The organism is Pedobacter hiemivivus (assembly GCF_004331685.1).
Classification (GTDB): Bacteria; Bacteroidota; Bacteroidia; order Sphingobacteriales; family Sphingobacteriaceae; genus Pedobacter; species Pedobacter hiemivivus.
In genome coordinates this window covers 724,884-737,750 of the sequence record NZ_SJSM01000001.1, presented here as the reverse complement: position 1 = coordinate 737,750, position 12,867 = coordinate 724,884, and the positions used below count along the sequence as shown (strand labels likewise).

General features: G+C 39.4%; 7 protein-coding genes. All 7 read left to right on the top strand.

Translation table 11 applies throughout. From position 1 onward, the window contains the following. Positions 1-34: 34 nt before the first annotated feature. The 7 genes from EZ444_RS02630 to fucP all read left to right on the top strand — a co-directional run bounded on the left by EZ444_RS02630 (position 35) and on the right by fucP (position 12,856). Positions 35-2,608 carry a galactose oxidase gene (locus EZ444_RS02630; RefSeq protein WP_131606942.1) on the top strand — a complete coding sequence of 858 codons (2,574 nt, stop codon included), beginning with the start codon at positions 35-37 and terminating at the stop codon, positions 2,606-2,608. A gap of 236 nt (positions 2,609-2,844) precedes the next feature. Next, a complete protein-coding gene (locus tag EZ444_RS02625) occupies positions 2,845-3,237 on the top strand; it encodes a c-type cytochrome (protein WP_131606941.1) in 393 nt (130 codons plus the stop codon). Between the two features lie 21 nt (positions 3,238-3,258). Next, positions 3,259-5,493, top strand: coding sequence for a DUF7133 domain-containing protein (locus EZ444_RS02620; RefSeq protein WP_205945191.1), 2,235 nt, complete (start codon positions 3,259-3,261; stop codon positions 5,491-5,493). A gap of 102 nt (positions 5,494-5,595) precedes the next feature. Next, positions 5,596-7,875, top strand: coding sequence for a GH92 family glycosyl hydrolase (locus EZ444_RS02615; RefSeq protein WP_131606939.1), 2,280 nt, complete (start codon positions 5,596-5,598; stop codon positions 7,873-7,875). A gap of 6 nt (positions 7,876-7,881) precedes the next feature. Beyond that, positions 7,882-9,135: a glycoside hydrolase family 71/99-like protein gene (locus tag EZ444_RS02610; protein WP_131606937.1), complete on the top strand. Its 1,254-nt coding sequence runs from the start codon at positions 7,882-7,884 to the stop codon at positions 9,133-9,135. 1 nt (position 9,136) lies between these two features. Beyond that, a complete protein-coding gene (locus EZ444_RS02605; RefSeq protein ID WP_131606935.1) occupies positions 9,137-11,590 on the top strand; it encodes a glycoside hydrolase family 95 protein in 2,454 nt (817 codons plus the stop codon). 30 nt (positions 11,591-11,620) lie between these two features. Further along, a complete protein-coding gene (gene fucP / locus EZ444_RS02600) occupies positions 11,621-12,856 on the top strand; it encodes an L-fucose:H+ symporter permease (protein ID WP_131606933.1) in 1,236 nt (411 codons plus the stop codon). The last annotated feature ends 11 nt before the right edge of the window (positions 12,857-12,867 follow it).

The window sequence follows — 12,867 nt, the reverse complement described above, 5'->3', positions numbered from 1 at the left end:
TATTGATATATCTATTATATTCGTATTCCCGATTATGAAAGCCAAATATCTATTCTCGATTCTCTCTGTTTTTTTTACGCTTTGCTGTAATAAAGGTTTTTCGCAATCATACGGCCTGGGCTTCTATAGCCATGAAGTTGTTCAGGATCAGCGCACAGGTTTGGATTTAAGTCCTGGAAAAACACTTTGTTTTAATTCAAGCTTTGAAATTGCTTTTGATTTCAGCTTCATGCCGGCTAAAGCAGATTACTTCGGTTATATTCTTCGCTTTGTTGATAATAACAACGAGAATATTGATCTGATCTACGACAAAAATTCTAAACAAAAAAATCACTTTAGGCTCATTATAGGAGATAAATTTTCCAAAATTGCGTTTAACATCCCTCGGGATGTTTTATTCAGCTCTTGGAACACAATTAAATTTAAGTTCGATTATGAGCACCAATTGCTTCATTTAACCTGTGGGCAGTTCTCCTCTCAAACCAGTTTAGCCCTTAAAAAGGGGGATTGTTTTAAAATTCTATTTGGGGCCAACGAATACCTGGGATTTAAAACTACGGATGTTCCGCCTATGAAAATCAAAAATGTTAAGATTTCTGAAGGCGGAGATGTAAAATATGCATGGCCTTTAAACGAATATCAGGGGATAATGGTGAGAGAGGAGATGGGTAATAAAGATGCTTCGGTAGTTAATCCTTTATGGATAAAGAAGCTTCACCATGAATGGCAATTGCTACAAACGCTATCAATTAAAGGTGCCGCAAGTGTCGCTTTTGATGCAAAAAAAGAGGTTTTAAATATAATTGGAATCGATTCTTTATATAAATATGATATAAAATCAGGGAAATTAGACCCCATTAACTATTCATCCGGAAATCAAAATCTTTTACGGGGTAACCAATCTTTATATGACGATAAAAACAAGCGCTTACTAAACGTTTATGTCGACCAAAAATTGGTAAGTACATTTGATACGCTTAGTAAAAAGTGGAGTAAGAATTATATTCCTAATACCCCAATTACGGATTTCTGGCAATTCAATAAATTTTACTCCGAAACAGATTCATCTCTGTATCTGATTGGGGGATATGGACATTTTATCTACAAGAACCAAATCCAAAGATATCATTTGCCTTCCGGTACCTGGCAAGATGTAAAGGTTATCGGTGATCGGTTTACGCCCAGATATTTAGCAGCATCAGGTAATACCAAAACAGGTGCCTATATTTTTGGAGGGTTCGGCAGCTCTAGTGGTGAGCAGATCTTAAACCCTAGAAATTTATATGACTTGCTTTATTTTGATGTTAAGAAGAAAACGATAAAGAAAATCTATGAACTGAAGGTGGAAGGAGAGCATTTTGTGTTCGGAAATTCTTTAATCATTAATGAGAAATCGAACACTTATTATGCCTTAGTCTTTCCTAAGCATAAATTCAAGTCGCATTTACAGCTGATACAGGGATCATTGTTAAAACCGGAGTATAAACGTGTTGGCAGCCTGATACCTTATCTTTTTCATGATATTAATTCATTCGCTGATCTTTTCTATTGTGCTGAAAGTAAAAGGTTTATTGCTGTTACTTTGTTCAGAGACGAGGGCGACCGTACACATATTCAGATTTATTCTTTATACAGTCCTCCAATTAATGCCGATGTAAAGCTGCTGTCTGGATCGACAAAAAATGTTTTTATTGTTATTTTAATGCTGCTTGCTGCGGTTGGAATAGGATGGTTTATTTATGTCAGAAGAAAGAAACGTGCCGCTGTCGCAATTAAACCCATAATTCAGAACACTAATCCTATTGCGGTTGTTCCTACTAGCGCTGTTAATGTTGTTGCTGATCCTCTTAAGCCTGTTTCTGAGAAAAAAATGGTTGAAGAATGCAAGTCTTCTATTTTTCTTTTTGGCGATATGCAGGTGTTTGACAAACAAGGACAAGAGATCACCAAGCAATTTACTCCCTTGATTAAAGAGCTTTTCCTGGTTATTCTATTGTACACCATCAGGTGGGAACGCGGTATCAGTTCTGAAAAATTAAAAGAATTGTTGTGGTTTGATAAATCAGACGAAAGCGCCAGGAATAACAGATCTGTTAACATCGCAAAGCTGAAGAGCATTTTAGAGAAGATAGAACATTGCACGGTTTCTAAAGAGACAGGATACTGGAAAATTATTTGTGATTTTGAAAGTGTCTATGTGGATTATCAACAGTATTTTGAAATCATAAAAGACAAGAAGAAACTGAATAAAGAGAAGATTTCCGAGCTGGCAAAAATAATCAAACGTGGTCCGTTTTTGCCGAATACCAGCTATGAATGGATGGATCCGTTTAAAGCCGAGATTTCTAATGAGATTATTGATACTTATTTGCATTTTGCCCATTCTATTGTTATTGCAGACGACCCGGAGCTGCTGATTGAATTGGCCAATTATATCTTTTATTTCGACTCTGTCAATGAAGAGGCGATGGTTATAAAGTGTAAGGCTTTGGCGCACCTGGGTAAGCATTCTCAATCTAAAAATACCTACGAAAGCTTTTGCAAGGAATACAAGCTTTTGTATGGTGATGACTTTGATAAAAGCTTTAACGATATCCTGTCGGATTAAATCTTAGGTATCCTCATTTTCTAAATTTTTCTTAATGCTGCAAGGGAATTCATTCTTATGTCCTTTTTTGCCTTAAATATTGATTTTTTTAAGATAAAAAGTTGAATTAAGCCTTTTGTTAATGATTTATTATGTAATAATTAATAGGCTGGACGTAATCTTGGTATAAATTAAATACATATGTTAATGTATTAATCATACACAAACCGAGGCCTGACCAAATAAAACTATTAAGCATGAAAAAACAGAAGTGGAGTTTGTTGTCCACAGCATTTACAATTTTAGTCCTGGCAAACAGCAGTTTTGCACAGACAGCAAAAAAAAAGAATATTCCTGTTAAGAAATCCATTTCTACTGTTGCATCGGCAGCCGATATTCTAGCTGGAAAAGCTTTAATCCAAAAGTCTGATTGTGTGGCTTGCCACAAGACGGATGTTAAGCTAGTGGGACCGGGTTTTCTACAAGTCGCAAAAAAGTACCCGGCAACAGAAGATAATTACACTTCATTAGCTTATAAAATTATAAGTGGTGGTACTGGTGTCTGGGGACAGGTACCTATGTCTGCACATTCAGCGTTGTCGCAGCTTGACGCAAAAAAGATGGTTAAATATATACTCTCACTTAAGTAACCTCAATATTAAAATAAACGAATGCAACAAAATATGAAGCAGCGTAAGAAACTTGTATTGAGCATGCTGGCACTGTCGATGCTTATTTATACTTGTAAAATATCCAGGCAAATCGTACAACGTGATGCCAATGGAAATATTATTGTGATTAATAACCCATCACCAGCTTATTTATCTCCTCAGGAGAGTTTGAAAACCATACACCTACCAAAAGGATATCATTTGGAATTGGTGGCAAGCGAACCTATGATTCATGAACCAGTGGCAATTACATGGGACGCGAACGGTAGAATGTACGTGGCTGAGATGAATACCTATATGCAAGACGCAGAGGGTACTGGTGAAATGAAGGCTGTGAGTAGAGTTAAGCGGCTGGAAGACACCAACGGAGATGGGAAAATGGATAAGTCGGTTGTCTTTATAGATAATTTGCTTTTGCCAAGGATGATTCTGGCGCTGGATGATAGAATTTTAGTGAATGAGACCAATTCCAATAATATTTATAGCTACCGGGATACCAATGGTGACGGTAAAGCTGATGAAAAGAAATTAGTTTTCAGAAATGATGACATCAGTACCAGCAATTTAGAGCACCAAAAAAGTGGCTTGATCTGGAACCTGGACAATAAAATATATGTGACTGTCGAAAATAAGCGCTATTACTATGAAGATGGTATGCTTAAAGCAGAGTACTTACATGAAGGTCCGGGAGGCCAATGGGGTTTAACCAGTGACAATTACGGAAGATTGTTTTTTTCTGCAGCAGGAGCGGAGACACCTGCACTTAACTTCCAACAAAACCCTTCTTACGGCAGGTTTGATTTTAATGATCAATATGATAACGAATTTAAAGCTGTATGGCCAATTATTTCCACTCCGGATGTTCAGGGTGGTTTAAATAGATTAAGGCCCGACAGCACGCTAAATCAGTTTACAGCGTGTACAGGTCAATCGGTATTTAGAGGTACAGCATTGCCGGCTGATGTTCAGGGGGATCTTTTTATATGTGAACCAGTAGGGCGTTTGATCAGACGTGCGAAAGTGATCAATACAAACGGTAAAATAACTTTGAAAAACGCTTATAATAAAGAAGAGTTTATAGCGTCTACAGACATGAATTTTAGACCTGTAAACAGTGTAACCGGTCCGGATGGCTGTTTGTATATTGTTGATATGTACCGTGGAATTATCCAGGAAGGCAATTGGACAAAAAAAGGAACTTACCTGCGTAAACAAATTGATGAAAAGAAGTTTGATAAGAATATTGGTCGTGGAAGGATTTATCGCGTGGTATATGACGGCATAAAACCGGATAAAAATCTACCAAAGATGCTAGATATGACTACAGATAAATTAGTTCCTTATCTGGCGCATACCAATGGCTGGTGGCGAGATAATGCACAAAAACTGATTGTAGTTCGTGCTGATAAATCCGTTGTTCCTGCATTAAAAGCAATGGCATTGAACAAAGGAACAAGCCAACTTGGCCGTATACATGCTTTGTGGACAATGAAAGGACTAAAATCCTTAGACAATGAAACATTGATGCAAGCACTGCGTGATGAAGATGCAGAAGTTCGTAAAACTGCGGTCTGGATCGCTGACGAATCCGTTAAAAAAGGCGATGAACAAATCATTAAGGCATTGGATTTACTTAAAAATGATCCTAGTGCCGATGTGCGTTTTCAATTGGCATTGACGATGCGATTTAACAAGTCAGATAGCGCGCAAGGCATTATACAGTATATGATGCAGAAGTTTCCTAATGATAAGCTATTGGTCGAATCACAAAAAAACTTCCAGAATAAAAACAATGCACGTGACTTGGCTGCCAAGAAAGCTGCAGCGCTTACAGAAGAAGATCAAAAGGTTTTACTTAAGGGGGCAACCATTTTTAAACAGCTGTGCGCCATTTGTCATGGAGCCGACGGAAAAGGAGTAAGCATTGGCGGAAGCAGTATGCCGGCACCACCTTTGGCGGGCGTAAAAGATGTGAATGGCGATCCTGAAAAGCTGATCAAAATTCTTCTTCATGGATTATCCGGCCCTGTTGATGGTAAAACCTACGCAGATGCCATGCCAGCATTGGGAAGTAACGACGATGAATATATCGCTGCTGTAATTAGTTACATCAGAAATGATATGGGTAATAAAGCTTCTATCGTAAGACCTGCAGATGTAAAGAAGGTCAGAGACAATCATAAGGGCAGGGATAAAAATTGGACCATTCAAGAATTGCAAAACACGACAAAGTAAAATAAATATACATATCGCTATGCACTGATGGCCTCTTTTTAGGGGTCAAATGGGCATGTATTAAATAAAAAAAACCGACTCATTAACCTTTAAGCCTTAAAAATGTTAAAAAATATTTTTCAATTGAATGCCAGAACATCATTAGTCCTGGGGCTGCTATTCGTGATCAACGGATGTGTAAATGCTCAGGAAGAAACATACGCAGGCTCAGGAAATTTAAAATATGTAGATCCCCAAATCGGTAATGTTGGACACTTGTTGCAGCCAACCCGGCCAACTGTGCAACTACCTAATCAAATGATCAGGATGTTTCCACAGAGAAAGGACTATATGGATGATCAGATTTCAAGCTTTCCATTAAATGTGGTTTCACATCGCCTTGGAGAAGTTTTTTCATTGAAACCTTCCACGCAAAATTTGGAATCCTCCAGCTGGAAAGGAAAAATGACCTACGATCATGACCTGGAAGTTACCCGTCCATGGTATTATAGTACTTACCTTATTGATGACGAGGTTAAAGTTTCCTATGCACCGGGTAAAAAAACAGGTTATTATAAATTTCAATTTCCTGCTAAAGGGAACAAAGCATTACTCCTGGATAACTACAATGATGGTTTGAATGAGTTTAATTTTATTTCTGCCACCGAAATAACTGGTGTTGAGGTTTACCATGGCGATATCAAGGTTTACTTGTATGGTGTTTTTAGTGAGGGCGCTGTTGTAGGAACAGTTCAGGATAATAAGCTCTCACCAGTTCGTAAAGTTACTGGCAAGGATACCAGGGCATGGATTCGTTTTCCAGAGAATACTACAGGAAATGTTGAATTCAAATATGCCATATCTTATGTTAGTGCAGAACAAGCTAAAAAGAATTATCAGAATGAATTGAAAAGCACAAGTTTTGATCAGCAGGTGGCAATTGCTGAGGCTGCATGGGCAAAAGTAATCAACCAAATCAAAACAACCGGAGCTACAGAAGCGCAGAGACGCTCATTCTATACCGCTTTATATCGTTGCTACGAACGTATGGTGGATATTACTGAGGATGGGCAGTACTTTAGTGGTTTTGACAATAAAATACATAAAACTAACCGTCCTTTTTATGTGGACGATTGGGCATGGGATACTTACCTGGCGCATCATCCGCTAAGGGTAATTCTTAATCCTGCGCAGGAAGAAGATATGTTACAATCTTATGTGAAGATGTATGAGCAAAGTGGCTGGATACCGACTTTCCCGGTATTATTCGGTGATCATGCTTGTATGAATGGTTTTCACTCTACCCTGAGTTTTTTAGATGGACACAGAAAAGGACTCAAGAATTTCGATTTGACCAAAGCGTACGAAGGCTTGGTAAAGAATGCCAATGAGGCTACCATGCTTCCATGGAGAAATGGCCCTAAAACAGAGCTTGATGATATTTACTACAGCAAAGGATTTTTTCCTGCGCTACATAAAGGTGAAAAGGAATATGTTTCAACAGTAGATAAATTTGAAAAACGTCAGGCTGTAGCGGTAACATTGGGGCATAGTTATGACGATTGGGCACTGGGACAATTGGCTAAGGATATGGGCAAAGAGGAGGATTACAAAAAATTCAACCTGAGAGGAGCTAACTACAAGAATTTATGGAGCAATGACGCTAAATTATTTATGCCGAAAGACAGTAAAGGTAACTGGATTAAAATTGATCCGAAGTTTGATGGCGGGATGGGTGGCAGAGATTACTATGATGAAAACAACGGTTGGACATATATGTGGCAGGTACAACATGATGTTAGTGGCTTGATGAACTTGATGGGCGGAGCAAAGGCTTTTGAAAACAGATTGGATCAGCTTTTCCGCGAGCCTTTAGGCAGAAGTCAATATGAGTTTCAGGGCACCTTCCCGGATGCAACAGGTTTAGTTGGGCAGTTTTCTATGGGAAATGAGCCAAGCTTTCATATTCCTTACCTGTATAACTATACATCGTCTCCATGGAAAACACAAAAGCGCATTCGCTTTCTGTTGGATACCTGGTTTAAGGATAATGTGTTCGGTATTCCGGGAGACGAAGATGGCGGTGGTATGACTGCGTTTGTTGTTTTCTCTTCAATGGGATTTTATCCCGTTACTCCAGGTATACCTGTGTATACAATTGGTAGCCCGGTTTTTGAAAAGGTAACTATTGATTTGCCAAATGGTAAGACCTTCCAGGTTATAGCGAACAAAAGTTCGGTTCAAAATAAATATATTCAAAGTGCGAAGTTTGATGGTAAGGTACTAGACACGCCCTGGTTTACACACCAGCAATTGGTTGCTGGCGGTAAGCTGGAACTGGAGATGGGACCAATGCCAAATAAAACATGGGGAACTGGGCAGGATTTAAAAGTGTCGAAGTAAGAAATCATGAGAAAAAAAATATATGTACTGTTGGTTTGCTGTAGCATGGTCCTTATTGGCCATGCTCAAAATAAGCATGCTAAGCAATCCAGATTCCCTAGTTACAAAGGTTTGGTGATGACTGGCTATCAAGGTTGGTTTAATGCGAAAGAGGATGGCGCCAATCGTGGATGGAACCATTATGGAAACATCGATAAAGAAAGAATTGGCGTGGAAATATGGCCTGAAGTATCAGAATATGATAAAACGTATAAAACCCCCTTTAAGCTGGCAAATGGAGATAATGCTTATTTGTTTAGTTCTTATGATGATTCAACAGTAAAGCTTCATTTTAAATGGATGCAACAATATGGAATTGACGGGGCGTTTATTCAACGTTTTGTAGCAAACCTCAAATCCAAAACAGGTACCAATCATAATAATAAAGTGCTTTCAGCTGCGCTCAACGCAGCTGAAAAGTATAAAAGAGTAATTGCTGTGATGTACGATTTTTCTGGTATGCATGATGGCGATGAACAGCTTGTTATTCGTGATTTTAAAAATCTGGTTGACAGTATGAAGTTAACCAATCGTGGTAATAACCAGAGTTATCTATACCACAACAAGAAACCATTGGTGGCACTTTGGGGTGTTGGTTTTAATGATAACAGAAAATATAACCTTAAAAACGTACGTGCGATTATAGATTTCCTTCAAAATGATCCAGTTTACGGTGGCTGTGCTATATTGTTGGGTGTTCCTACTCAATGGCGCGAGCTTGCGGGGGATACGGAATCTGACCCGCAATTGTTGGAAACATTTAAGAAGGTAGACATTATACATCCATGGTTTGTTGGTCGGTTTATAGAATCGAGGATACCGAAGATGATGGATAGGATTAGTGCTGATATAGCCTGGTGTAAACAGGAGAAAGTAGACTATGTTCCTGTTGTTTATCCAGGCTTTAGCTGGCATAACATGAGGCCAGAATCTCCATTGGATCAGATTCCGAGAAATAAAGGACAATTTTTCTGGAAGCAATTATCAGGTGCTATCCAAAAAGGTGCGGAGATGATCTATGTAGCGATGTTCGATGAGGTTGATGAAGGAACGGCTATTTTTAAAATCAGCAAAAATCCACCCGTTGGAGCTATCGAGTTTGTAAAACCAGAAGTAGACATCCCTTCGGATTATTATTTATACCTGACTGGGTACGCAGGCAAAATGCTGAGGAAAGAAATTCCGTTTCAGCTTAGTATTCCAGCGCCAAAAAATAAATAGAATGAAAAAAAATATTCTGTTAGCCCTATTTTTTATAAGTGGCTCATTGTATGCCCAACAGCAAGAAATGAAGTTGTGGTATAATAAACCTGCTGAAAAGATCTGGGAAGCGGCATTACCAATTGGTAATGGAAGGATCGCTGGTATGGTTTATGGTAATCCGGCAAATGAACTGATCAAACTCAATGAATGTACCGTATGGTCTGGCGGTCCCAACCGCAATGATAATCCAAATGCCTTATCGGCTTTAACAGAGGTCAGACGCTTGATATTTGAAGCCAAATATGCGGAAGCTAGCGATTTGGCAACGGCCAGGATTAAACCAGAGAAGATCAACGGGATGAAGTATCAGCCTGTGGGCGACCTTCACCTGGACTTTAGTGGTCATGAGAATTATACTAATTATTACCGGGAACTGGACATCGATAATGCGGTGACGAAGACCAGGTATATGGTTAACGGGGTTACATTTATGCGAGAGGTATTTGCTTCCTTATCAGACCATGTAATTGTGGTCAGGATTACCGCTGATCAGCCTTCAAAAATTACTTTTAATGCATCGTTTTCAAGTCCTCAAAAATCAACCATTTCCACAAAAGGTAATAATGAATTGCTTTTGTCGGGGATATCTGGAGATAAGGACGGAATAAAAGGTGCGGTTAAGTTTCAGTCACAGATCCGTTTTAAAGCGGAGGGCGGCAATATTTCTGCGACAAATTCGACTATCGCTGTTGAAAACGCGAATGCTATTACCCTTTATCTTTCTATAGGAACCAATTATAACAGCTATAAAGATATCAGTGGGAATGAAGTTGAACGAGCTGAGGGAAATCTTGCTCCAGCATTAAAAAAATCATATGCAGTTTTGCTGAAAAATCATATTACTGCTTATCAGAAGCTGTTCCACCGGGTAAAGATCGATCTGGGTAAAACAGAAGCTATAAAAAATCCTACGGATCAAAGAGTAATTGACTTTGCAAAGGGGAATGATCCACAACTTGCCGCGCTTTATTTTCAGTTCGGGAGATATCTTTTAATTTCTTCCTCACAGCCAGGCGGGCAGCCTGCTAATCTTCAGGGAATTTGGAATGATAAAATGGATCCGCCATGGGGTAGTAAGTATACCATTAACATCAATACGGAAATGAATTACTGGCCGGCAGAAGTAACCAATTTGTCGGAGACCCATGAACCTCTGATCCAGATGGTGAAGGACCTTTCCGTAACAGGTAAAGAAACTGCAAGGGTTATGTATGGCGCAAAAGGTTGGGTGGCCCATCACAATACAGATTTATGGCGTATAACAGGACCTGTCGATGGTGTTTATTCGGGAATGTGGCCTATGGGGGGAGCTTGGTTAAGCCGGCACTTGTGGGACCGTTTTCTATATAATGGTGATCAAAAATACCTGAGATCTGTTTATGATGCGATGAAGGGATCAGCAGAATTCTACGCAGATTTTTTAATAGAAGAGCCTGTAAATAAATGGTTGGTAGTCTCGCCCTCTATATCACCTGAAAATGCACCCGCTATAGCAAAAGGGAAATCAATAGCAGCCGGGGTTACCATGGATAATCAGATTTTATATGAGCTTTTTTCAAACGTAATCAGGGCTTCAGAATTGCTATCAAAGGACAAGGAGTTTGCTGAAAAGCTTAAAGGTTTAAGAAAACGGCTACCTCCAATGCAAATTGGCCAATACGGGCAGCTGCAGGAATGGTTGCAGGATTTGGACAATCCAAGGGATAAGCACAGGCATGTATCACATTTGTTTGGCTTATATCCTGCAGGTCAGATATCCGCTTATCGTACTCCGGAATTGTTTGATGCGGCAAGAACTTCACTTATTCAACGTGGGGATTTATCTACAGGTTGGTCTATGGGTTGGAAAGTAAACCTTTGGGCAAGGTTTCTGGATGGGAATCACGCGTATAAACTGCTGACCGATCAGTTGTCTCCAGTCCGTGAAAAAGCCGAAGGTGGGGGTACCTATCCGAACTTATTTGATGCCCATCCTCCATTTCAAATTGATGGAAACTTTGGATGTACTTCCGGAATAGCAGAAATGCTACTTCAAAGCTATGACGGTGCCATACATCTGCTACCGGCCTTACCCGATGTGTGGAAGAATGGAAGTATTAAGGGCTTAAAGGCAAGAGGCGGCTTTGAGGTAGTAAATCTGCAATGGGAAAACGGGAAGTTGAAGCAGGTTGTGATCAGGTCATTAAAAGGCGGTAACTGTCGGTTACGTGTACCCAATAAGTTGAAAGGCATAAAGGGATCCATACTAAAACCTGCTAAAGGTTCAAATTCAAATGAATTTTATCAGGTTGATAAGACCCCGGTTCCTATCATTTCAGCCAAAGCTAAACTAAACGCAGTGGAGATCGGAGCAACCTTTCTTTTTGACTTCGATACAAAGGCCGGTCAGCTATATACATTTCAGGCCAACTAAACTTAATCATTAAAAACCAAACCAAGTAATATGAACGAATCAACAACTAAAGTCGCATTTACTGACAAAAAATTCCTGCTCACGCTTGTCTTTGTCACTTCACTTTTTATGTTCTGGGGCATTGCCATTACTATGGCTGATGTATTGAACAAACATTTTCAACATACCATGAGTCTTTCCAAATCACAGTCAGCCTTTGTACAGTTTGCTGTTTTTGGTGCTTATGCTGTGATGGGTATACCTGCGGGTTTGTTTATGAAACGCTTTGGCTATAAAAAAGGGGTATTACTAGGCTTATCGCTTTTTGCGATAGGGGCATTTCTTTTTGTACCTGCTGCCAATATTTCCTCCTTCGCTTTTTTCGGCATTGCCCTGTTTATTGTGGGTTGTGGCTTATCTACGCTAGAAACTGTTGCACACCCATTTGTTGCTTCACTCGGAGATCAGCGCACCAGTGATCAACGCATCAACTTTGCACAGTCTTTTAACGCCGTTGGTGCCATGTTAGGTCCAGCAATTGGTAGCTACTTTTTATTGAGCAATAATGTAGAAGGTAGTACAGACCTTACTTCCGTTAAAATACTATATGCGGTAATTGGCTTAGTTATTTTGTTGGTTTCCATATCGTTTTCTTTTGTTAAAGTCCCGGAAACTACAGATCCGCATGCGGTTTCATCTCTGGATGCAGAGAATATAGATTTTGCACCAGATAAAAAGCTATTTGATCACAAACATTTTGTGTGGGCTGTTGCAGCGCAGTTCTTTAATGTGGCTGCACAGGCAGGAACATGGGCCTTCTTTATTAATTATGGTCACGAAAAAATGGGCTTTAGCGATTCAGAAGCTGGAAATTATATGGTTTTGTTTATGGGGATGATGCTGGCGGGACGTTTTATAGGCACGTTTTTAATGCGTGTAATTGCTCCAAATAAGCTCCTGGCAATATTTGCTTTAGGAAACATTGTGATGTGTATCATCGTTGCTCAAAGCTTTGGTGTAATGTCTTTCGTTGCTTTATTGATGATCAATTTCTTCTTTAGCATCATGTTCCCTACTATATTTAGTTTAGGCCTTAAAAACCTTGGCGCACGTACCCAGCAAGCCGCTTCATACTTGTCAATGGGCGTTGTTGGTGGCGCATTTTTCCCTTTTATTATGGGAGCTATAGCCGACAGAGCTGGAATCGCGAATGCCTATTATGCCCCGATCATTTGTTATGTCGTGATCTTCCTTTTTGCCTATAAGTTTTATAAAGTTAAACACTAAGGCTGTTTTAC

Coding starts and splice junctions, on each gene's coding strand:
- EZ444_RS02630 (WP_131606942.1), top strand. CDS start 35: ATGAAAGCCAAATATCTATTCTCGATTCTCTCTGTTTTTTTTACGCTT.
- EZ444_RS02625 (WP_131606941.1), top strand. CDS start 2,845: ATGAAAAAACAGAAGTGGAGTTTGTTGTCCACAGCATTTACAATTTTA.
- EZ444_RS02620 (WP_205945191.1), top strand. CDS start 3,259: ATGCAACAAAATATGAAGCAGCGTAAGAAACTTGTATTGAGCATGCTG.
- EZ444_RS02615 (WP_131606939.1), top strand. CDS start 5,596: ATGTTAAAAAATATTTTTCAATTGAATGCCAGAACATCATTAGTCCTG.
- EZ444_RS02610 (WP_131606937.1), top strand. CDS start 7,882: ATGAGAAAAAAAATATATGTACTGTTGGTTTGCTGTAGCATGGTCCTT.
- EZ444_RS02605 (WP_131606935.1), top strand. CDS start 9,137: ATGAAAAAAAATATTCTGTTAGCCCTATTTTTTATAAGTGGCTCATTG.
- fucP (WP_131606933.1), top strand. CDS start 11,621: ATGAACGAATCAACAACTAAAGTCGCATTTACTGACAAAAAATTCCTG.